This is a genomic window from Pseudodesulfovibrio indicus, assembly GCF_001563225.1.
GTDB classification, from domain to species: domain Bacteria; phylum Desulfobacterota; class Desulfovibrionia; order Desulfovibrionales; family Desulfovibrionaceae; genus Pseudodesulfovibrio; species Pseudodesulfovibrio indicus.
The window spans coordinates 2,150,759-2,171,489 of the sequence record NZ_CP014206.1 but is presented as its reverse complement, the minus strand read 5'-3'; the positions used below and the strand labels follow the sequence as shown (position 1 = coordinate 2,171,489).

The following is a 20,731-nucleotide window of genomic DNA, read 5'->3' as shown; positions in this document are numbered from 1 at the left end:
TGACTCCTAGACCTTGATCTTTCCTGTGACTGCTGAGGAGATTGTCGTCTTCTTATATTCATCAAGAGTCTTGATTTCCTTCTCAACTGAAGAAATAAGTCCATTGATTTCGGTTTTTGTTGCTTCCACATGAGTTGCAATTTGAGCTTGTTCTGTTTTGCTAGGCAGCGGGAGCTTGAAATCACCGAGTTTTGATTTATTGGTCGAGGCTAAGTTAGTTGTTTTATTTGCCGTCCAAGTAAAATAATGTCTTCCACAATCTGACTCCATGACTGTCGAGACGTACTCTTCCAGCGCATAAACGTTATTTACACGCACAGCAAATATGTGGTTTTGGTGAAGACATTCCTCGATTTCACCTTTCCACACAGTACCTCTGCCGAGCTTATCAATGTCACCACCTTCGGTGACTAGTATGTCATTGGGTCTTAGCTTGTAAGATTCAGCAATAGCTGGTGGCAACCTGAGTTCTGCAACATCTTCTAGGTCAAAATACCCATACTGAACGTTGGCAACTCGTAAATAGGGGTAGTCCCGTTGATTGTTCCCTGAATACGATTTCCCAAGGGTGATGCCACTTTGAAAAGAGCTAATATGCTTCAGCCGCTTCACTTCCCAATGCGCCGGAATCTCCCCAATCCATTCAACTCCGCTATCTTTCATGGGTGCATCTGGACTCAGCCCTTTGGTCACGGCCTGATTGATAAGAATGGACTTCTGCTCCTGAAGCAGCTCAATGAGCTTTTGCTTCTTGGCAATGGCTTCGTCGATTTCGGCTGTTTTTTGGTCGAGGAAGGAGACGATCCGTTCCATTGTGTTCTTTGGAGGTAAGGGAGTGTAAATGCCCTTAAAATCTTCGTATCTCAGACTGTTCATGTCATCGCACAATCCGTAAGAAAGACGATTCGACTCAATGAGGAATTGGTCACTTCTCAGAAGGTAATGGAAAAATCTGGAATACGCTTTGTCACGAGGGCTCAGGACAATGTAGGCAGGGCTGACAATCCCTTCATACTCTGACATGCCCACAGCCCCCTGCCACATGCGCATTTTATTATACGCAAGATAGCCGGGCTTCAGGAGTTTGTATTTACTTTTATCTTCATTGGAACTGTCTTTTTTGGTTGTGATCTCGGTTTGTTTGATTACACCTCTTTCAATCGTAACGGAAAGCAGCTCTTTGTCTGGATGGTTAACCATTTTGCGTTCATCGAAAATTCCCAAGTTCCGTTCAACATCCCATTCCTCAGGAATCTCGCCAAGCCATTCGACACCACTATCTTTATACGATTCATATCTGGGTAGCTGCATCATTATTGCGCTCCCTCAAAGTTCATCAGCTTTTTCAGCAAACCATCGGTTTCCGATTCCAACTGAAGAATGTCGGCGGCAACCTCCTCCAAAGAGCGCAGCGGGGTGTGCTTGTAGAAATGCTTGTTGAAGCTGATCTGGTAGCCGATCTTGGTCTTTTCAAGATCAATCCAGGCTTCTTCCACATGCGGACGGACCTCGCGCAGGAAGTATTCATGCACGTCTTCCTCAAGTGGAACCACTTCGGAATCCCGAAGCTCACTGTCTGCTTCGTATTCAATGAAGTGGTCTTTTTTATCCGTCGGATAATATCCATAATCAGGCAGGTCGTCTTCATCAGCTCTGAGCCTGTCTAGAAGCTGGTCGAGCTTGTCGCCTTTGAGTTTGTGAACTTTCTTGATGACTTTTTCCGCGTTTTCATCACGCCAGCTCATAGCGTTCAGAATTTGCTTTTTCTGCGGAGCGGCAAGCTTGATCTTCAAGCTCTTGAGGGTGCTGTTAATTTTGTCCACGAACACGTTATAGTCCATGAACAATTCATCGCCAATTGCGTCAGCAAGCCTCTGAGCCACCTCCATGAGCTTTTTTTGCTCACGCCATCTGGTCACCGAGAGCAATGCGCCTTTGTTCTTGGCGGTGATGCTGATTTCTTCCCGGTCGATATAGCTTTCAATGCGGTCCTTGTGCTGCTTCAAGTCCTCGTACACGTCATCACCAAATTTTGCGTAAGCCCATTCCGAGATTTCCCGGATTGCTGGCATAAAGCGGAGAGAGGCAATGCGCTCTGGTGTGAATTGCGCGGCAAGACGCAAGGGCCTGTCCACAACGATCTTGTAATATCCGAAGTCGCTATTCTTGAAGACCTTGGATATTTCATTCTGATCCATGCTCAAATAGAGCTTGGTAATCTGGTCAACATGATCAGGTGAAAGCTCACAGTTTTTAGCCCCAAGATTTTTTCGAAGCGCACGATACAACTCCGAAGCGTTGATGAGCTGAATCTTGCCTCTACGCTCTGTTGATTTGTTGTTGGAAAGTATCCAGATATAGGTGGTGATACCGGTGTTGTAGAACAGGTTTGTGGGAAGCTGAATGATGGCTTCCACCCAATCGTTTTCAATGACGTGCCTTCGGATATTGCTGGCCCCGCCTCCCGCGTCGCCCGTGAACAGGGAAGATCCATTGTGAACGCAAGCAATCCGTGATCCCAGAGGGGATGAAGACGGACTCTTCATCTTGTTGACCATCTCCATCAGGAACAGGAGCTGACCGTCAGAAGAGGCCGGGGTAGCATCCTCCGTGTTTTCGTCTCCCCAATAATCTTCCAGCCGCACCATAAAGCGAGGATCGACGATTTCTTTGCCGTCTTTGATGAACTTTGCATCCGAACTCCAGGACTTCCCGTAGGGAGGATTGGAGAGCATGAAATCGAACTTCATGCTGGAAAACTCATCGGTAGCCAGGGTCGAGCCAAACTTGATGTTCTCGGGATCATTGCCCTTAATCATCATGTCCGATTTGCAGATGGCGTAGGTTTCGCCGTTCACTTCTTTACCGTACAGATACACGTCAGCGGTGGTTTTGACTCCGCCTTCAGGGTCTGTGATGTACTTCTCGGATTCCGTGAGCATACCGCCCGAACCACACGCCGGATCATAAATGGTCAGGACGGGAGGGAGGTTCCCGTTAACCGGCTTGAAGAGCAGGTTGGTCATCAGGTGGATCACTTCACGGGGCGTAAAGTGCTCGCCAGCCTCTTCGTTGTTCTCTTCATTGAATTTGCGGATCAATTCCTCGAACACATAGCCCATGCCGAGGTTGGTCAACGCCGGGAGCAACCGACCATCCGAGGCGCGTCCAGGCTCTGGGCTCAGATTGATCTCCGGCGAAACGAATTTTTCGATGACATCAAAGAGCACGTCCGCAACAGCCATTTTTCTGGCTTGGCTACGCAGGTCAAAGTGCTGGATGATCTCTTTTACGTTGTCACTGAATCCATCGAGGTAGTTGTTGAAGTTTGCTTCAAGTTGGGACGGATTGTTCAGGAGCGATTTTAAAGTGAACAAAGAAGTGTTGTAAAAGACATAACCAGACTCTTCGCATAACGGGCTTGAATCCAGCACCGTCATTCCAACTTCTTCTCTCTGATATTTTACTTCTTGAAGTACAGCTTCTTTGCTTGGCTCAAGCAGACAATCAAGTCGTCGAAGTACAAACATGGGGAGGATGACATCTCTATATTTTCCTCGGACAAAGACATCTCTGAGGCAGTCATCAGCAATCGACCAAATAAAAGAAACCAGTTTGTTATGTGCGGTATGGTCCATGAATATTCCGTTATATTTCAATTCAATTTTTGAGTATGAAGGAGAGTAGTTTGTCGCTCTCATTTTTTAGAGGCAACAGTATAGATTTTTGATTAGAACAGCAAACTATAAACCTCTAAAATGACACAAAAGTTACTTCATTGGCTTTGTAATTGTTTGCCAGCGTTCCTTGATCGTATATCACTCCACCCGATATTTGCTCCGTAGTCGTCAACCGACCGTTGGCAAGCTTCCCGGTCACTAGATGATTGATACGGATGAATAAAAAACAACATGCTATGTGGCAAGCATTCTGTAGAGCGTCTGACGGCTCACCCCGTACTCCTGCGCCAGAGCCTTCTTCTCTGCTCCTGCCGCCACCTTGTCCTTGATCTCCTGGACCTGTTCAGGTGACAGCGTGGGCTTCCTGCCCTTGTATTTCCCTGCGGCTTTGGCCTTTGCTATTCCCTCGGCCTGACGCTCTCTGATGATCGACCGCTCAAACTGCGAAACAGCCCCAAGCATCTGGAAGAGGAGCGTTTGGGTAGCATCCATCTTCCCGTTGAACGTCCAGCCTTCCTTGTGGAAACGAACGGTAACGCCTCTCCCAGTGAGTTCCTTCACGAGGTCTTCAATGTCTCTCATGCTCCTGGCGAGGCGGTCCATACTGTGAACATGGAGCGTGTCACCGTCACGGAGGTAGTCGAGACATGCTTGGAGTTGCGGCCTCTTGGTGCTGGCTCCGCTGATCTTGTCTTCATACCGTTTGTCTAGTTCTACCCCGTCAAGCTGACGGTCGGTGTTCTGGTCTACCGTACTGACTCGGATGTATCCAATGTTCTTGCTCATGCTCCCTCCAGTGGTTCAATGTCGTGTTGCGATTGAAACTAGACCCAAATGAGAATCGTGTCAAGAAAAAACAAAGCAAGTCTATTGTGACACGAAAGGCGTTGATTCCTGGAGCGCGTTGAGTGTTTCAGTAGGGTACACTCTAATGAGACATGGCATTGAGCGCAGGGACGTACCTACCCATCCCTCCCCATTGGTAAGACCCTCCCTGCCCATCGTTCACCTGTCGTCGGCTCCTGGCTCCCTGTAGTCCAGCGACCGACCCCATAGGGGGGAAGCGGCGTTTCTGGTATATCGTAAAGCGTTTCAAATTTTTCAGTCAAAACATTCCAAGGGGTCTTCATTTCGCCGACCCCTCCCGCGCTTGCAATGGTCGGACACGATTACCAGAACGATTCGTTATGGTATTCGGTTTACGGCAAGGCCACGACCACCAGCCTCAAGGTGGCCGAGGTGTTCGGGAAGAACCACCAGCATGTCATGCGCGACATCCGAAAACTGGTCGAAAAAGGAGTGTCCAATTTTGGACAGTCCTCTTACATCAACTCACAGAATAAAGAACAGCCCATGTTCCTCATGGACCGTGACGGCTTCTCCCTGCTCGTCATGGGCTTCACCGGAGACAAGGCTCTGGACTGGAAGCTCAAGTACATCGAAGCCTTCAACAAGATGGAGCAGACGCTGAACGATCCGGGAGTCCTTCGGGAGCGGAGGATCAGGGAGTACAGACCGGACTCGTTGATGATGGAAACCGCACGAACCTGATCCGTATACTGTACGGGGCAGGTCGAACGCTCATCATCATCCAGCAGCTTCGAGAGGTTGCTGGTATCAATAGTCAGTGCGTCACATACGTCCTTGGCAATGAACCAGATTTCACCGTCGTCGGTCTTGAGGACACGGACGGTGCCGAAGAGTTCATGTGTGAACTGTGCCGGGGTTGAAGAGGAGGGGCAGACCATGCCGCCCCTCCAGTACACTTTCAGCCTACTTCCGGCCAACCTTGACAAGCCCCATCTTGACCGCCGTCTTCCAGGTGATCTCACCCTGAGAGGCCGTCTTGAGGACAATCTCATTGCCCACCTGTCGAGCCTCCAGGATGCCTTCCCCAAGGTCGGCGTTGAGGATCGCGTCAGGGTTCACCTTGTCGAGGTCTGCCATGAACTCCCCGGCGAGGGCCTTGTATCCGGCGGTGGTCCTGCGGGTGGCATGGTCCATGATGGCCTTGTGAAGCTCCCTCGGCCTGTTCTCGCGTACCCAATCGAAGCACTGGTCAGGGTCCAGGCCCATCGAAGCTACGGCCCTATGAGCCTGTGCTTCAAAATGGGAGCGGAGACTGCCCACGATCTCGGCCATCTCCCCCGGCTCTTTGCCCACCTGGGAAGCGGCACGACCGATGTAGCTGTCGATGTCATCCCCTGCGGCGAGACGATTCAACGCGCCGTAGATGGTGGACTGATCGACCATGTGCCCCAGTGCGTGAAGGGTCTTCTCGTTTCCTTCGTCCAGAAGCTCCTCTCGGGCTTCCTGGGCCTGTCTCGGCTTATCCTGGGCGGTCTTGGGGGAAGGTGCCTCGGAGAACGTGCCGTCAGGGTTCTTCGTCAGGATGCCAGCGGTAACGAGGTCCTTGACCCTGGCTTCGGTCCCATCACGGAGAGTAACGATGGATTCATCCGTCAGACCGTCTCGGCCCATGAGAGGGGTGCCGGAAGCGGTACGGGCAGTGTCCAGGTAGTGCGCCCCGTTGCTCCTGGCCCTCTGCTGTTCATCCCATACATCGTAGGTCGTGGGGTCATGATGGATGACGACACGGCCAGACTCGTCACACGTCATCCCTGCGCCGTTGGTGCTGATGTCGCCGGTCCTGGGCATGGCGGCTTCCTTGGGGGCGTAAAGCTGGGCCATGCCTTCGTCGTAGGTGTTGTAGTCGGTCATGATATTTCTCCGGTTATCGTGGGGGTTGTGGTTGTTAGGTCTGGTCCGTGAACGGCTCGTCCATCCCCTTCACTTCGCCTTGCATCACCTCCCGCTCCTCTCGTTCCCGCTTGAGGATGGACCGGGAGACACGGAGGGCCAGGACTCCAATGCCAGAGGTGCAGAGCTTGTCTGAGAGGAAGTCCTTCACGCCTACGGTGATTCGGTCCTTGCGGTAGATGGTCTTGCCTTCCCATTCCTTGCGGGAGGAGGGGAGACGAAGGATGCGGGTAACGAGGGAATGACGGAACTCCCGGTCGCTCTTGAACCGCCTGGGGTCATCCTCCTGCATGATGAACATGGCAATGATGACCGTCAGGATTTCGGAAGGGGTCACTCCTGCGCTACGGAGCTTGACCAGCCAGTTACTGACGCGAGGCCATACGGCTTGTGACTTGTGGTTGACCTCGTGCCATTGGGCTTTTGTCATGAGGTCGCCAAGCATGACCCTGGCAGACGTAAGGGCAGCATGGTTTTTGTTGGCCTCAGTGAACGCCTGGGCCTTCTCCAGGTAGGGCCTGAGTTCTCCCTTGGTCACTGTCTTGCCAAGAGGGTGTCCGGTGTCTCGGTTCCTGTCGTCGTGGTAACGGCAATACTGCGAGAAGTTTTTGCGGTACTGGAAGCATCCAGGGATAGAGCAGTGTTGAGGATTGGTCTTGAGACGTGCAAGGCGTTTCCGATCCTTGTCGTTCATGTCTATGCCTCCTGCTTCTGTTCTTCCCTCCACTTCGCCAGTCGTTCAGCGCGTTCACGCTTTTCCTGCTCAGTCAGCTTCCGGCCTTTGTGGAAGGGGTTTTTCCCGAAGCGGAACGGATGGAGGGCACAGGTCTCAACGGTGCATAACTTGACTTCCTTGGCACTGTCGCCAGAGCAATCAAGGCACTTGGCCCTGATCGCCTTGATGGGGGAGGTGATGGTGTCGGGGGAGGTGTTCGGCATTTTCATTTCTCTACTGATTTTCTGTGCGGTTTTGATCGAAGGTACTTCGGATGACCAATGCAAGGGAAAGGCCCTTTCGCGCATTTCTGGACAGTCCTACAGGGCATTGACGACGAGAAACGGGTATGTCTGTCTACCTATTGGTTCCAGTCGTCGTCTTCGTAGGTGGGGAGGTCTTCCGTCATCCTCTCCAGGGCCGCTTTCATGGCGAGAGGGTCACTGATGGAATCCAGGGTGACTCCGTTGTCTCGAAGAAACTGACGGACCACGTTGAGGAGGGATGCCTTCGGGGTATCCTCCTGGGCTTTCAGTTGGTCCAGCATGGTGTCCCTGAGAGCGAACCACAGGGCCTGGAGTTGGTCTTGATCTGCTTTCGGCATTTCGCACCTCCAGGCTAGACGATGGAGCTTTTGCCCCTGGACCCGGCCAGCATGAGAAACTTGATGAGTTCCCTGTCGGAATCTTCGCCGGGCTTGAGGTCTTTAAGGTGCTTGGCGAGGAGGAGCAGAGAGCGACGGACGACCACGGAGGGCGACACGGAACGACCGCCGAGTTTGTCACCGTACCAGTTGCGGATGAAGTTCATGTCCGCTTCAAGCTCCGGGGTGGTACAGACGGCATATTTCCTGTTTCTGCCCGACCCCTTCAAGCGGACCTGGGGTTGCTTATGGTTTTCGATCTTCAACAAATTGCTGGTCATAGTCATCGTGAGACTCCTGTGAGTTATGGTGAAAAGGTGAACATTCGATAAAAATCAGGCAGGACAGCCCGTGTTCTTAGACTGCCCCGCCTGATGCCCCACGAGGGGAGGAGACGTAGGGGCGAAGGGTGTAGCTCGAACGAGCCACAGGAGGGAGGACATAGAAAAGTGAAGGCCCCGCCACCTACCTGGGAAGGCAGATAGCAGGGCCTGAGTCCAGCCAGGGTCATACCAGGGCTGAGACCGACCGCCAAAGGAGGTACATCGGATACCCAAAGGAGGAGGAGAGGGATATGGGGAGAGGGAGTAGGTAGGAGAGGTTCTTTCGTTCCTCGTCCCACCCATCCCCATCATGACAGGCTGACCTGTGGTCTTCCACTGGAGTCACTGAAGCTAGCTGAAGGGCTACCAGTGGCCTCCACAGGGTTTCTACAGGGTTCTAAGCAGAGGATAGGGAAGAGGTAAGACAGGGTAAACCCACAGACCACTATAGGTATCTATAGTATATCTATGTGTTTAACCGGGGGGGCTTCCTTCCTTTCTTCCTTACGTAGTGCGTCCTAATAATATCAGACTGAAATTTTTAATGATTTTTCACAGTCAAACCGCCTCACCTCTGACCACCTGTCGAACACCGTGGGAAGCCCTGCTCCGACGAATAAAGCCCCGATGTAGGGCACCTGGATGAATACGGAATTATGGGTGATCTCGAAGATGAAGCGGCGTACTTGAATCAGCATGGGTTGCCTCCAGTTGGTTGAGGTTGGGTAAAGAGAACTGGAGACAGCATATGCTGGATTGAAAAGATAAAGTCAATAGTTCCAGTATCGTATGCAATCTTGCCAAGTGACACTTGACCTGGGGCACAGAGCGCACCTTCTTGATCGTGAACAGCCAACCGGGACACGTTCGCCTGTATTTCGCTCTCATTTCGATTCTAAGACATTTTCTATCTCCAGCCGCTAGACGTGCGCGACAGTGGTAAAAACGCCTTAAAATCGAAATATGGGCTTATCACGACTTCAGGTGTCCAATCTCCAGGCCCGGATAGCAGAGCTTCTCAATGCCTTCCTTCAGCCGCTTGAGGGGGTATCCATTGCCGCCATACTTGCGGCCCTCGGTGGTCGGAGCATGGCCCGTCAGAGCATCACTGACTTCCTCCTGTACCCCACCTTCCCGGAGCGCATCCTTGAAGGCATGACGGAAGCTATGGAACACCTTGAGCTTGTCGAAGCCACCATGCTTCCTGGCGTACCTTCCCCACCACTTGGACCATGCGGCAGTGACCTTCTCATCCTGGGAGACCAGGGCGGGGAACAGCCTTGAATGGCCCTGCTTCCGCATCTGCTCAACGTAGCCGAGGAAGCCCATTTCGATGAGCTTGGAATGGATGGGAACGCGCCTCTTGGAACTCTCGGTCTTCCTGCGCTTCCCTCTGCCGGTCGCCGTCATGTCGAAGTAGGCTATACCCTGCTCCTCCCGGATGTCGTCCACGGTGAGTTGCCCAAGTTCCTCCAGTCGTGCGCCAGTAAAAATTCCCATCAGAGGAAGCCACTTAGCCGCCTCCCCTCCTCCAGCCTGTGGCCTTTCGCCTTCGGTGTAGACGGGGAACCGGCAGATGGCGTTGAGGTCGTCCACGGTGTAGGGGAGACGGACGGTCTTCTTCACCTTCACGGCCTTGACCTTCACCTTGGCGGCAGGGTTCTGCTCTATGAGATCGTTTGTCTCTGCCCATCCCAAGACGGCACTGATTGCCCCTAACGCCCTATCGTTCACGGTCCTGGGGGTCAGGGTCTTGATGCCAGGATTCTCTCGCATGTACTCAAGCTGTTGCGGGACAGTCATTTTCCGCAGAGGACCGGATGCCCTGACGGGAAGCTGGAGCATTGCGTCCTTGTACTCTCTGACGTGCGCCTTGGTGATCTGGGCTATTGGCATGTCACCATGAAGTTCAATGAACCGCCTGACGTATATGCCGAAGTCCCTGACAGACTTGGGAGAACCGCCCCCGGCTAGATGCTCACTGGCCCACCTTTCGTGCGTCTGCGATAGGGTCAGGGCGTCCTTGTCGCTTATGGCGGGTGTAGCATGTAGGGGTAGCGCGGGCTTGGGCGGGGTCTTCACCACCCTTCCATCATGTCGAGCTTTGAGGGCCTCCAGGGTCTCCACCTTGGCCTTCAGGAGGGCATAGGCAAGCTGTCGGTAGGCTTCGCTCCTCTGCGCCACCTTCATGCCGATCTCATCCAGGAGTTCGTCTAGCTCCCTGCTGATAGAATGGATTTTCCCTGTTGCGAGACTTTCCCTGGCCTCGGCATAGGCAAAGGTGATTGCTTCATCCCACGATTCAAATTCAATGGGGGAAAGGCCGCTGATACGTGCTTCCTCATCAGCACGAAGGGCACCGTGTCGCCATATGGCAGTGATGCGTTCCACCTCGATCTCAGAGAGCTTCTCGGCAGCCTCTGCGTCCCTCTGACGGCGTTTCTCGGCAAACTCCTGGTCGAGCCTTACCGACTCCATGTGAACGCGCTGGAGGGCCTCCTGGCGGTCGCTGGTCTTGAGGCTGAAGAACACCTCTCGCTTGCCGTAGATGTCCTGGAGATCGACCGGCACCTTGGCCCGAAAATAGTAGTTACGACTCCCTTTTCGACGATGTAAACGGGTGGGTCTGGACACGTCTTTCATGCCTCCCGGTGTAGCACCTTGGTGTAGCAGTTGGGAAGCAGAAAAGGAAAAACCCCTGGACACTTACGTGATTCCAGGGGTTTATAACCTTGGTGGCGGAGAGGAGAGGATTTGAACCTCCGATCGAGTTCCCCCGATACACGCTTTCCAGGCGTGCTCCTTAAGCCGTACTCGGACACCTCTCCGCGTCAGAGAGGCAGTAACTAACCAATATGCCCTGGCTTGGCAAGGAAAAATTTTTCCCTTTTTAGAGCGGCAGTTGCAGGCTGCCGCGAAACTCGTCCAGGGAGGCCGCGCCGATGGTTTCGAGCAGGGCCGCCATCTCGTCCGCCAGGCCGAAGGCGAAGTCCGGCCGCAGGAAGTTGGCGGTACCCACCTGCACGGCCTGGGCGCCCACCAGGAGGAACTCCAGGGCGTCCTCGGCCGAGGCGATGCCGCCGATGCCGACCACCGGGATGTCCACGGCCCGGACCGCCTGGTGCACGCAGCGCAGGGCCACCGGCTTGATGGCCGGGCCGGACAGTCCGGCTATGACGTTGGCGATGCGCGGCTTGCGGTTCCGGATGTCCACGGCCATGCCGGACAGGGTGTTGATCAGCGACAGGGAGTCCGCCCCGCCCTCCGCCGCGGCGCGGGCGCAGACCGCGATGTCGGTCACGTTGGGCGAGAGCTTGACCATGACGTGTTTGTTCCCGGCCCGCTTCTTGACCGCCTCGGTGACGCGGCCGATCTGGGCCGGGTCCTGGCCGAAGGCGATACCGCCCTCCTTGACGTTGGGGCAGGACACGTTGACCTCCAGCGCGGCCACCCCCTCCTCGCCCGCCAGCACCCCGGCCAGCTCGCCGAACTCCTCGGCGTCGCAGGCGTAGAGGTTGGCGACCACGGCCACGTCCTTCCACGGCAGTGCGGGCAGCGCCTTGGTCACGAAGTGCTCCACGCCCGGGTTCTGGATGCCGATTGCGTTGAGCATGCCGCACGGGGTTTCGGCGATGCGCGGCATGGGGTTGCCTTCGCGCGGCTTGAGCGAAAGCCCCTTGGCCACGATACCGCCGAGCCGCTTCAGGTCGCCGTAGGGCGCGAACTCCAGGCCGAAGCCGAAGGTCCCGGACGCGGTCATGACCGGGTTCTTGAGAAAAAGACCGCCGAAATTCACCTGCATATCCATGACGGCCTCCTACAGCTCGACCTTGTCGGCCCAGAACACCGGGCCGCGCGTGCATACCTGGACATGATGCCCTTCCCCGTCCTTGGTCACGCACCCCAGGCACGCGCCCACGCCGCAGGCCATGCGGTTCTCCAGCGAGACCTGCGCCCTGGCCCCGAACTCCGCCGCGAACCGCTGCACCGTGCGCATGAACGGCGTGGGGCCGCAGGACAGGACCAGCCCGCCCTTGTCCGCGTATTCGCGGATCAGCTCGCGCATGGTGTCGATGATGCAGTTAAGATCGGATGGTTTTGCCTCCAGCATGCACCGGCTGGACACGGTCTTGGAGAGCAGTTCATAGGGGTAGCAATCGAGCGGCAGCCGATGGGCCAGGAACAGGGCCAGGTTTTCGGGGTGCGGATGTTGCTCGACATATCCGCGAAAAGGTGCGATGCCGATTCCCCCCGCAAGGAGCAGGGTCGGGGTGTCCGGTTCCACGGCAAAGGAGTTGCCGAGCGGCCCCCACATGGCCACCGTGTCGCCGGGCCTGAGCTCGGCAATGCGCCGGGTCCCGCGCCCCACGGCCTGGATGAGCAGGCTCACGGACGCCTTGTCCCCGGAACTGATGGAGAAAGGCCTGGCCCAGAGCATGTCGAGCTCCCAGGATGCGGGCCGGATCATGACGAACTGGCCGGGCTTCCACCCGTCCCAGTCCGGATTTTCGAGCCTCAGCTCGAAGAAGCCCCCGGCCGTTTTTGATTGACCTACCGGGGAGACTTCCAATACCTTCACATTGCGGCAATTCCTCAACGACATACAGATACCTTATGAGCAAAAAGCATATACCGGAGATTATGGCCCCCGCCGGGGACAAGAACGCCTACCTGGCCGCCGTCGCGGCCGGGGCGGACGCGGTCTACGTGGGACTGAAACACTTTTCGGCCCGCATGCAGGCCCAGAACTTCTCTATCAGCGAGCTGACGCAGCTGGCAAGCCTGGGCCGCGACCGGGGCACCAAGACCTACGTCGCCATGAACACCCTGGTCAAGCCCAATGACGCCGAAGCCGCGGGCAGGCTCATCGACCGGCTGCAACGCAACGTCAAGCCCTACGCCCTGATCGTCCAGGACCTGGCCATGCTGACCCTGGCCAAGCAGGCGGGCTTCACGGGCGAGCTGCACCTCTCCACCCTGGCCAACCTGTCGCACCCCGCCGGCCTGGCCGTGGCCAAGAAGCTCGGCGCCAGCCGCGTGGTCGTGCCCCGCGAGCTGAACCTGGACGAGGTCAAGCTCATGGCCGACGCCTGCCCCAAGGACCTGGACCTGGAAATCTTCGTCCACGGCGCGCTCTGCCACTGCGTCTCCGGGCGCTGCTACTGGTCCAGCTACCTGGGCGGCAAGTCCGGTCTGCGCGGCCGCTGCGTCCAGCCCTGCCGCCGCCTCTACACCCGAGGCAAGGAGCAGGCGGAGCGCCTCTTCTCCTGCTCGGACCTCTCCCTGGACGTGCTGACCAAGCCCCTGCTTTCCATGGAGCGCGTCACCGCCTGGAAGATCGAAGGCCGCAAGAAGGGTCCCCATTACGTCTACTATACGGTCATGGCCTACCGCATGCTGCGCGACAACCCGCAGGACGCCCAGGCCAAGAAGACCGCCGTGGACCTGCTGGACCAGGCCCTGGGCCGCCCCACCAGCCATTCCCTGTTCCTGCCCCAGCGCCCGTTCCAGCCCATCCAGCCCAAGGAGGAAACCAGCTCCGGCAGGCTCGTGGGAGAGATCAAGCGGGACCAGAAAAAACTCTATTTCGAGCCGCGAGAACAGTTGGAGACCGGCGACCTGATCCGGGTGGGGTATGAGGACCAGCCCGGCCACCGGACCATCCCCATCCGCCGCCGCGTGCCCAAGCGCGGGCGCATGGACATCCCCTTTTCCAAGAAGCACGTCGGCCCGCCCCTGCCCACCGGGACCAAGGTCTTTCTCGTGGACCGGCGCGAACCCGAGCTGGTCAAGCGCCTCCGCGAACTGGACGGCGAGCTGGCCCTTTTCCCGGCCCCGGAGACGAAGGAATCGACCTTCACCCCCACCTGGCCCAAGGCCGCCCCGCGAAAAAAGACCCGGCCCGAATCCATCAGCCTGTTCCGCCAGCCGCCCAAGGGCCGTTTCTGGGACCGGCCCGCCTTCTGGCTGGAGAAGTCCGTGCTCGGCAAGACGCCCGCCAAGACCGTCTCCCAGGCCCAATGGTGGCTGCCGCCGGTCATCTGGCCCGACGAGGACAAGAAGTACCGCTCGCTGCTGCGCGAGGCCACCCGCAAGGGCGCGCGCGAGTTCGTGCTCAACGCCCCGTGGCAGGCCGCGTTCTTCGAGGACCGCAAGGGCGTGACCCTGGTCGCCGGACCGTTCTGCAACCTCTCCAACCGGCTCGCCCTGGACGTCATGCGCTCCCTGGGCTGCTCCTCGGCCATCCTCAATCCCGAGCTGCCGCTGGAAGACCTCCAGGCCGTCAGCCAGAACCCGCCGCTCCAGCTCGGCTTCGTCATCAAGGGCATGTGGCCCTTCGGCATCTCCCGGTTCCTGGCCGACTCGGTGCCCTTTGACGAGTCCATCAAATCGCCCATGAACGAGGTCGCCTTTGTGCGCAAGTACGGCCAGAACAACTGGATCTACCCGGGCTGGGAGATCGACCTGACCAAGGAGACCCGGACCCTGGAGCGGATGGGCTTCAAGACCTTCGTGACCATGCTCGAACCCTGGCCCCGGAACGTCCCCCGGCCCAACCGCACCAGCGAGTTCAACTGGCGGCTGAAGCTGCTCTAGAACGGCCCGGTCACGCGGGCTGCGGCTGCTCCGCCATCGGTTCCCCGCTGTTCAAGTCGCCGATGATCGCCTGCAGGCTCTCGGCCATGGCGGTCAGGCCGGAGATGGCGGTCGCCGACTCCTGAACGGCTTCGGCCGTGTCCGAGGCCAGTCGGCTGACCTCCAGCACCGCGCCGCTGATCTGCTCCGAGGCGGCGGACTGCTGGCGGGCGGCGATGGCGATGCCCTCTATCCGCGAGGCCACGTCCGCCGAAAACTTCTGGATGTTCCTGAAGGCGGTGACCGAATTCCCGACCTCGCCGTTGGCCGCTGCCACATGGGACAAGGTCTCCTTCACGTCGCGAATGTTGCGCCCGGTGGCCTCCTGGATGGCGGTGATCCGCTCCTCCACCTCCTTGGTGGCGACCATGGTCTTCTCGGCCAGCTTGCGCACCTCGTCCGCGACCACGGCAAACCCCCTGCCCGCGTCGCCCGCCCGGGCGGCCTCGATGGCCGCGTTCAGGGCCAACAGGTTGGTCTGGTCCGCGATCTCGTTGATGACGCTGATGACCTGGCCGATGGATTCGGTGTCCGAACCGAGCCGGGCCATGCCCGCCTCCAGCACCGACACGGTCCCGGCCACCTCGGACATGGACTCCTCGGCCCGCTGCACCACCAGGATGCCCTGGCTGGCCTCGGCGCTCGCCTCGCTGGCCATGGCCGAGGCGTCGTCCACGTTCATGGCCACCTCGCCGACCGTGGCGTTCATCTCCTCCATGGCGGCCGCCGACTCGGCCATGCGCTCCTGCTGGGTGAACGAACTCCCGGCGATCTCCTCGGTTCGGCCCTTGAGGTCGTGGGACACCGAGGTCAGTCGCTTGGACACCACGTCCGCACCGCGCGCCGCCTCGCCCATCCGCTCCATCAGCGCCTGAACCCGCTCCTGCTGGGCCAGGGCCTCGTCGCGCGCAAGGCCTGCGGCCTCGGCCTGGTTGCGGGCGTCCTCCTCCATGGCGCGGGCCTCGCCGATCACGGCGCGGAGGTTCGCGACCATGTTCACCAGCACGCCCTTCAGCTCGTCCAGCTCGGCCACGAACCGTCCCTGCGGCTCCACGTCGAGCCGCCCTTCGGCCACGGTCCGGGCATAGGCGTTGAGCCGCACCAGCGGGTCGTTGATGGACCGGAGCACCCACAGGAGCAGGAGCAGAATGGTCACGCCCACGGTCAGCTCCACGCCCACGACGATGTAGTCGATGAGCTGCTCGTCGCTGCGCGACTGGGCCGCGCTGCTGTCCGCGATCCTGGCCCAGACCGGCTCGAGCGAGCGCGCGGCCTCCACCAGCCCGGCGGTCAGCCCGGCGATCTCCTTCTCCTTGCCCACGTAGGTGTGGAAGGCGTCCTGGTATCCCTTCAGGCCGTTCAGGGCTCCGCGGCTCTCCTCCGGTGAATAGCCCGAGGCGAGCAGACCGCGCAGCTCCTCCACACCCTTGTCCACGCGCCCCACGTACTGCTCGTCGCCGCGAATGATGTAGTTCTTCTCGTGTCGGCGCATCTGGAGCAGCTTGATGACGAAATCCGTGCTCATTTCGGCCCGCGAGAACTCGGCCTCCATGTTGCGGGCGGCCTGGATGAACGCCCAGCGCAGCCCGTCCTTCATGGTCAGCCCCATCTCCACGGAAAGCCGGTTCACCCTGGAAAGCGCGTCCTCATACCGCTTCAGCAACTCCAGGGCGCTCCGGCAGGATTCCGCCAGACCGGGCTTTCTCCTTCCGATTTCCTCCAGGATGCGGGCCGATTCCTCGGCGTTTTCGAGCGCCCTGGCCGTATATTGCTCTTCCTTGCGCAGCAGGAAGTTCTTCTCATGCCGCCTGGCCTGAAGAAACAGGGCCGCGCCGTCGTTGGCCAGCGCGGTCAGCTCCCTGGTCTTCACCACATACAGCCCGCCCACGTAGTTGACCGCAAAGATGCCGACCAACCCGGTCAGCACGGACACGAATACCAGAACCAATTTGCTTTTAATGCTCATGACTACTCCCAAATGATGAACAGAATGGTGCTGCCATGTGCAAATTGCGTGCAGATTTTTATTCAAATATTTCAATGTATTAATTACGCAAAATCGGGCAAAATCAGGCTGGCGCGTTTGCCCGACCGCCAACCCGCGCCCGGCGGGGGTTTTCCGGCCCCGCACAGAGGGTCATGCATCGCAAACAGGTTCCCCCTTTGGTCGGGCAACGCCGCGAACGAAAAAAACCGGTTCGAAAACCGGTTTTTCGTCCTCGGCAGCGTACCCGAGGGGATCGGACTAAAGGAAAGGGCGGGAGGAAACCCGCTAAAAGGTCCGTCCGTCCCAGCCGAAGAGGTGGCGTTCGATGTCGCTGAACGCGATGTAGATGCGGTTCTCCGGGACGGCCAGTTCCGCGTTCAGGAAACCGCAGATGGCGGCGGAGAGTTCCGGGGTGCGGCTTTCCGGCAGGCCGATGGAGCCCAGGCTGACGTAGGCCGCGGGGTCGTCCGTACCACCGTACAGGAGCGGTTTCTCCGGCTCCAGCACGGCCATGACGTAGGACTCCGGCTTGCCGAGGATGTCGGCGGCCAGGGCGGAAATCTTCTTCAAGCAGGCGGTCCGGTCTTCGACCCGGACATTGGTTTCGACCTTGATGAACGGCATGAAATCCTCCGTTGAAATTCGTTAACAAACCAATCTTGCGGCTGTTCAAAAATGGTGAGATGCGAGGCGCAAAAACCGTTCAAGGCCGAAGCGCACTCCCCGTACGCGTGGATTTGAACTCTTTGCAGCATAACGAAGTCATATGATCTTGCACGGCTCCAGGAATCGCCGGCGATTCACTTAACGAAGCAGATCGCCGTGTTTCAACAGCCGGTTACAGGATGACGGTTCCCTTCATGTAGGTCACGGCCTTGCCCGCGATCTTCACGCGGTCGCCGAGGTCTTCGCATTGCAGCAAACCGCCGCGCGCCGAGGCCTGGTAGGAAAGGAGCTTCGACTTGCCGAGCCGCTTGGCCCAGTACGGCACCAGGGTGCAGTGGGCCGAGCCGGTGACCGGATCTTCGGGGATGTTCACCTCGGGCACGAACACCCGGGACACGAAGTCGTGGTCCAGGCCGGGAGCGGTGCAGATGAGGCACATGCCGTCGAGCTGGGCCACCAGCCGGAAGTCCGGGGCGAGAGCCCGGATCTGATCCTCGGACTCGAACACGGCCATCATGTCCCGGCTGCCCATGTACAGCTCGGCCGGGCGCGCGCCCAGGGCCTTGGCCACCCGCTCGGTGACCTGGATGCCGGAACAGGGCCAGGCCGGGAAATCCATGGAATAGAGGTCGCCCTCGCGGTCCACGAAGAGCCTTCCGCTCCGGGTCTCGAAGACCACCACCGGATCGGTGTAGTCGAGGTACTCGTAGAGCACGTGGGCGCTGGCCAGGGTGGCATGGCCGCAGAGGTCGATCTCCAGCTCCGGGGTGAACCAGCGCAGCTCGAAGTATTCGCCCTTGCGCACGAAGAAGGCGGTCTCGGAAAGGTTGTTCTCCATGGCGATGCGCTGCATCAACTCATCGGAGAGCCACTCGTAAAGCGGCATGACCGCGGCGGGATTGCCGCTGAACACGCCCTCTGCGAATGCATCTACCTGGTACAGTTCCAATTCCATGACGCCTCCCGAATGCCTAGAAGGTTTGCTTGAACAGGTCGTCGTCGGAGGCCGGTCCCTCCCCGTTGGCGCCGGAGGACGGTGCCGTCTCCGTGGGCTCGGAACCCACCTTGAACGGCAGGAAGTATTCCTCCGACGAGGACGGGGTGGCCAGCTTTCCGGTCTTGCCGTCCACGCGGACCATAACAATTCCCGGCGGCTGGGTGAAGTCCTCGTAGGGATAATCATCCTCGACCTGCTTGCGGTAGTCCACCCAGATGGGGCTGGCCGCGCGCGAACCGGTCTCCCACTTGCCCATGGGAGTCAGCTCGTCGAAGCCGACGTACACGCCGGTCAGGAGGTACGGGGCGTAGCCCATGTACCAGGCGTCCTGCTCCATGTTGGAGGTGCCGGTCTTGCCCGCCAGGGGCCTGCCCAGCACCCGCGCCCGCCAGCCGGTGCCGTACTGGACCACCTGCTTCATCAGGGTGGCCATGATGTACGCGGTCTGGGGGCTGATGGCGTCCACAGTCTCCGGTTTGGAGGAGAAAAGTTCCTCTCCCCAGGCGGATTTCACGGACAGGACCGTGCGCGGCTTGATGTAGGAGCCGCCGCGCGGGAAGGTGGTGTACGCCTCGCACAGATTCATGAGCGTGACCACGGACGAGCCCAGGGACACGGAGAGGTCCGGCGGAAAATCGGACTCCAGGCCCATGGCCCTGGCGCGGTCGATGATGGTCCGGATGCCGATCCTCTGGGCCACGCGGATGGTGCACAGGTTCTTGGACTTGACCAGGGCGGTGCGCAGCAGGGTCGGGCCCTCGAAGGACCCCTCGTAGTTCTCGGGCCGCCACAGCTTGCCCTCGGCGTCATTGGCGTAGACGATGGGCGCGTCGAGCACGATGGAGGCGGCGGTGAAGCCGTTGTCGATGGCCGCGGAATAGACGATGGGCTTGAACGCGGAGCCGGGCTGGCGCTTGGCCTGGGTGGCCCGGTTGAACTGGCTCTTGCCGAAGGAATAGCCGCCCACCAGGGCCAGGACCTCGCCGGTATCGGGCTTCATGGAGACCAAGCCGCCCTCCACCTTGGGCTCGCGCTCCAGGTCGAGCATCCAGACGCCGTCCTCCTTCTTGGGAGCTTCGGCCACCGTGACCCAGACCACGTCGCCCTTCTTGAGCACCTTGCGGGCGTCGGTCGGGTCGGGGGCGTCCTCATGGCTCTTCTTGGGATCGGGTTCGCGCACCCACCACATGGCCTTGACCGGAATCTCGCCCCTGAACCGGCCGAATTTGACCGTGGCCTTGTCCTGGGAGACGGAGGTGACGAACGCCTTCATCAGCCGGTCCTTGTCCGTTATCCCCTCGGTGGACTGGGGACCTTCGGCCAGGACGGCGGGTTCGTCCGCCGGAGTGAAATGGCCTTCGGGGCCGAGCCAGCCGCGCCGCTTGGCCGAATCGATCAGCCCGCGCCGCAGCGCCTTTTCCGCGGCGGCCTGATGCTTCAGGTCGCACGGGGTGGTGACGGTCAGGCCGCCGTTGTAGACCGCGTCCTCGCCGTACTGGTCGATGAGCCAGCGGCGGACCTCCTCAAGGTAGTAGGCGCCGGTCTGCCAGGACGGGTCGTCCATGGACTTGAGCTCGATGGGCTCGGCCATGGCCTCCTCGTACTGGGCGTCGGTGATCCATCCGAGCCGGCGCATCTGGCCGAGGACGTATTCCTGGCGCTGCCGGGCGAGATCAAAATTCTGGTACGGATTGTAGCGCGTGGGAGCCTGGGGCAGCCCGGCGATCATGGCCGCCTGGGCTATGGTCAGGTCCTTGGCGTGCTTGGCGAAATAGGTGCGGGAGGCGGCCTCCACGCCGTAGGAGTGCGCCCCGAGGAAGATGTGGTTCAGGTAGATGGTCAGGATCTCTTCCTTGGTCAGGTAGTTCTCCAGACGGAAGGCGAGGATGGCCTCCTTGAGCTTGCGCTCGTAGCTGCGCTCGGAGGTCAGGAGCAGCCGCTTGATCACCTGCTGGGTGATGGTCGAGCCTCCCTGCTTGGTGCGCCCGGCCATGAGGTTGGCCTTGAAGGCGCGGACGATGGCGGTCATGTCCACCCCGTCGTGCTGGTAGAAGCTGGCGTCCTCGGCGGCCAGGAACGCCTTGGGGACCCACTCGCTCATCTGGTCCAGGGTGACCAGGAACCGCTTCTCCTTGTAGAAGTAGCCGAGCACCTGGTTGTCCTTGGCGTAAACCGTGGTCACCAGGGGCGGATTGTAATCGGTGATGTTCTTGAAGCCGGGAAGGTCCTTGGCGGCCCACTGGTAGACGGCGATGGCGCCGCCGATGCCGAGGAGGAAACAGACCAGGACCACGATGCCGAATATCTTGAGAAATTTTTTCATG

At 58.8% G+C, this 20,731-nt stretch carries 18 protein-coding genes, 1 tRNA gene and 1 pseudogene; 2 read left to right on the top strand and 18 right to left on the bottom strand.

What is annotated here, in order from left to right:
* Positions 1–6: 6 nt before the first annotated feature.
* From AWY79_RS09560 to AWY79_RS09550, 3 genes are all read right to left on the bottom strand, one after another.
* Positions 7–1,314, bottom strand: a complete 1,308-nt coding sequence (locus tag AWY79_RS09560; RefSeq protein ID WP_066802882.1) for a restriction endonuclease subunit S — start codon at positions 1,312–1,314, stop codon at positions 7–9.
* Complete coding sequence (locus AWY79_RS09555; RefSeq protein WP_066802880.1) at positions 1,314–3,638, bottom strand: type I restriction-modification system subunit M; 2,325 nt, start codon at positions 3,636–3,638, stop codon at positions 1,314–1,316. The genes AWY79_RS09560 and AWY79_RS09555 overlap by 1 nt, the downstream gene beginning before the upstream one ends.
* A 276-nt stretch (positions 3,639–3,914) precedes the next feature.
* Positions 3,915–4,466, bottom strand: coding sequence for a recombinase family protein (locus AWY79_RS09550; protein ID WP_066802878.1), 552 nt, complete (start codon positions 4,464–4,466; stop codon positions 3,915–3,917).
* A gap of 369 nt (positions 4,467–4,835) precedes the next feature.
* Between AWY79_RS09550 and AWY79_RS09545 the strand changes: the two are divergent.
* Positions 4,836–5,093: pseudogene (locus tag AWY79_RS09545) on the top strand (Rha family transcriptional regulator); the annotation flags it as partial.
* Here the strand turns inward: AWY79_RS09545 and AWY79_RS19630 are convergent.
* The 11 genes from AWY79_RS19630 to AWY79_RS09500 all read right to left on the bottom strand — a co-directional run bounded on the left by AWY79_RS19630 (position 5,003) and on the right by AWY79_RS09500 (position 12,724).
* Entirely contained in the window at positions 5,003–5,428 is a 426-nt protein-coding gene (locus tag AWY79_RS19630) for a BRO-N domain-containing protein (RefSeq protein ID WP_418055028.1), read from the bottom strand. The pseudogene AWY79_RS09545 and the gene AWY79_RS19630 overlap by 91 nt on opposite strands.
* A gap of 25 nt (positions 5,429–5,453) precedes the next feature.
* Complete coding sequence (locus AWY79_RS09540) at positions 5,454–6,401, bottom strand: hypothetical protein (RefSeq protein WP_066802874.1); 948 nt, start codon at positions 6,399–6,401, stop codon at positions 5,454–5,456.
* 34 nt (positions 6,402–6,435) lie between these two features.
* Positions 6,436–7,134 (bottom strand): hypothetical protein, encoded by a 699-nt coding sequence (locus AWY79_RS09535; protein WP_066802872.1) that lies wholly within the window; start codon positions 7,132–7,134, stop codon positions 6,436–6,438.
* A gap of 2 nt (positions 7,135–7,136) precedes the next feature.
* Positions 7,137–7,385, bottom strand: coding sequence for a hypothetical protein (locus tag AWY79_RS09530; protein WP_078063739.1), 249 nt, complete (start codon positions 7,383–7,385; stop codon positions 7,137–7,139).
* A gap of 131 nt (positions 7,386–7,516) precedes the next feature.
* Positions 7,517–7,759 (bottom strand): hypothetical protein, encoded by a 243-nt coding sequence (locus tag AWY79_RS09525; RefSeq protein ID WP_066802870.1) that lies wholly within the window; start codon positions 7,757–7,759, stop codon positions 7,517–7,519.
* 14 nt (positions 7,760–7,773) lie between these two features.
* Positions 7,774–8,079, bottom strand: a complete 306-nt coding sequence (locus AWY79_RS09520; protein ID WP_133987182.1) for a hypothetical protein — start codon at positions 8,077–8,079, stop codon at positions 7,774–7,776.
* Between the two features lie 569 nt (positions 8,080–8,648).
* Positions 8,649–8,819, bottom strand: coding sequence for a hypothetical protein (locus AWY79_RS19025; RefSeq protein ID WP_158509886.1), 171 nt, complete (start codon positions 8,817–8,819; stop codon positions 8,649–8,651).
* A gap of 274 nt (positions 8,820–9,093) precedes the next feature.
* Positions 9,094–10,764 carry a site-specific integrase gene (locus AWY79_RS09515; protein ID WP_078063738.1) on the bottom strand — a complete coding sequence of 557 codons (1,671 nt, stop codon included), beginning with the start codon at positions 10,762–10,764 and terminating at the stop codon, positions 9,094–9,096.
* 93 nt (positions 10,765–10,857) lie between these two features.
* A tRNA-Ser gene (locus tag AWY79_RS09510) sits at positions 10,858–10,949 on the bottom strand.
* A gap of 62 nt (positions 10,950–11,011) precedes the next feature.
* Entirely contained in the window at positions 11,012–11,929 is a 918-nt protein-coding gene (locus tag AWY79_RS09505; protein ID WP_066802868.1) for a dihydroorotate dehydrogenase, read from the bottom strand.
* A 9-nt stretch (positions 11,930–11,938) separates the two neighbouring features.
* Entirely contained in the window at positions 11,939–12,724 is a 786-nt protein-coding gene (locus tag AWY79_RS09500) for an iron-sulfur cluster-binding protein (protein ID WP_066802867.1), read from the bottom strand.
* 11 nt (positions 12,725–12,735) lie between these two features.
* Between AWY79_RS09500 and AWY79_RS09495 the strand changes: the two genes are divergently transcribed.
* The gene (locus AWY79_RS09495; protein WP_066802865.1) at positions 12,736–14,718 is read left to right on the top strand and encodes a peptidase U32 family protein; all 1,983 of its coding nucleotides are present in this window, start codon (positions 12,736–12,738) and stop codon (positions 14,716–14,718) included.
* A 10-nt stretch (positions 14,719–14,728) separates the two neighbouring features.
* Here the strand turns inward: AWY79_RS09495 and AWY79_RS09490 are convergent, their stop codons facing one another.
* The 4 genes from AWY79_RS09490 to AWY79_RS09475 form a co-directional block, all read right to left on the bottom strand.
* Positions 14,729–16,723, bottom strand: a complete 1,995-nt coding sequence (locus AWY79_RS09490) for a methyl-accepting chemotaxis protein (protein ID WP_066802863.1) — start codon at positions 16,721–16,723, stop codon at positions 14,729–14,731.
* A 306-nt stretch (positions 16,724–17,029) separates the two neighbouring features.
* On the bottom strand, positions 17,030–17,368 hold the full coding sequence (locus AWY79_RS09485; protein ID WP_066802861.1) for a phenylpyruvate tautomerase MIF-related protein: 339 nt from the start codon (positions 17,366–17,368) through the stop codon (positions 17,030–17,032).
* A 214-nt stretch (positions 17,369–17,582) separates the two neighbouring features.
* Positions 17,583–18,365, bottom strand: coding sequence for a PhzF family phenazine biosynthesis protein (locus AWY79_RS09480; RefSeq protein ID WP_066802859.1), 783 nt, complete (start codon positions 18,363–18,365; stop codon positions 17,583–17,585).
* Positions 18,366–18,381: 16 nt separating this feature from the next.
* Positions 18,382–20,730, bottom strand: a complete 2,349-nt coding sequence (locus AWY79_RS09475) for a penicillin-binding protein 1A (RefSeq protein ID WP_066802854.1) — start codon at positions 20,728–20,730, stop codon at positions 18,382–18,384.
* Position 20,731: the final 1 nt, after the last annotated feature.

What these genes read in the sequence shown, in the direction of transcription:
- AWY79_RS09560 (WP_066802882.1), bottom strand. Translation starts at nt 1,314, where the DNA reads ATGATGCAGCTACCCAGATATGAATCGTATAAAGATAGTGGTGTCGAA.
- AWY79_RS09555 (WP_066802880.1), bottom strand. Translation starts at nt 3,638, where the DNA reads ATGGACCATACCGCACATAACAAACTGGTTTCTTTTATTTGGTCGATT.
- AWY79_RS09550 (WP_066802878.1), bottom strand. Translation starts at nt 4,466, where the DNA reads ATGAGCAAGAACATTGGATACATCCGAGTCAGTACGGTAGACCAGAAC.
- AWY79_RS19630 (WP_418055028.1), bottom strand. Translation starts at nt 5,428, where the DNA reads ATGGTCTGCCCCTCCTCTTCAACCCCGGCACAGTTCACACATGAACTC.
- AWY79_RS09540 (WP_066802874.1), bottom strand. Translation starts at nt 6,401, where the DNA reads ATGACCGACTACAACACCTACGACGAAGGCATGGCCCAGCTTTACGCC.
- AWY79_RS09535 (WP_066802872.1), bottom strand. Translation starts at nt 7,134, where the DNA reads ATGAACGACAAGGATCGGAAACGCCTTGCACGTCTCAAGACCAATCCT.
- AWY79_RS09530 (WP_078063739.1), bottom strand. Translation starts at nt 7,385, where the DNA reads ATGAAAATGCCGAACACCTCCCCCGACACCATCACCTCCCCCATCAAG.
- AWY79_RS09525 (WP_066802870.1), bottom strand. Translation starts at nt 7,759, where the DNA reads ATGCCGAAAGCAGATCAAGACCAACTCCAGGCCCTGTGGTTCGCTCTC.
- AWY79_RS09520 (WP_133987182.1), bottom strand. Translation starts at nt 8,079, where the DNA reads ATGACCAGCAATTTGTTGAAGATCGAAAACCATAAGCAACCCCAGGTC.
- AWY79_RS19025 (WP_158509886.1), bottom strand. Translation starts at nt 8,819, where the DNA reads ATGCTGATTCAAGTACGCCGCTTCATCTTCGAGATCACCCATAATTCC.
- AWY79_RS09515 (WP_078063738.1), bottom strand. Translation starts at nt 10,764, where the DNA reads ATGAAAGACGTGTCCAGACCCACCCGTTTACATCGTCGAAAAGGGAGT.
- AWY79_RS09505 (WP_066802868.1), bottom strand. Translation starts at nt 11,929, where the DNA reads ATGGATATGCAGGTGAATTTCGGCGGTCTTTTTCTCAAGAACCCGGTC.
- AWY79_RS09500 (WP_066802867.1), bottom strand. Translation starts at nt 12,724, where the DNA reads ATGTCGTTGAGGAATTGCCGCAATGTGAAGGTATTGGAAGTCTCCCCG.
- AWY79_RS09495 (WP_066802865.1), top strand. Translation starts at nt 12,736, where the DNA reads ATGAGCAAAAAGCATATACCGGAGATTATGGCCCCCGCCGGGGACAAG.
- AWY79_RS09490 (WP_066802863.1), bottom strand. Translation starts at nt 16,723, where the DNA reads ATGAGCATTAAAAGCAAATTGGTTCTGGTATTCGTGTCCGTGCTGACC.
- AWY79_RS09485 (WP_066802861.1), bottom strand. Translation starts at nt 17,368, where the DNA reads ATGCCGTTCATCAAGGTCGAAACCAATGTCCGGGTCGAAGACCGGACC.
- AWY79_RS09480 (WP_066802859.1), bottom strand. Translation starts at nt 18,365, where the DNA reads ATGGAATTGGAACTGTACCAGGTAGATGCATTCGCAGAGGGCGTGTTC.
- AWY79_RS09475 (WP_066802854.1), bottom strand. Translation starts at nt 20,730, where the DNA reads ATGAAAAAATTTCTCAAGATATTCGGCATCGTGGTCCTGGTCTGTTTC.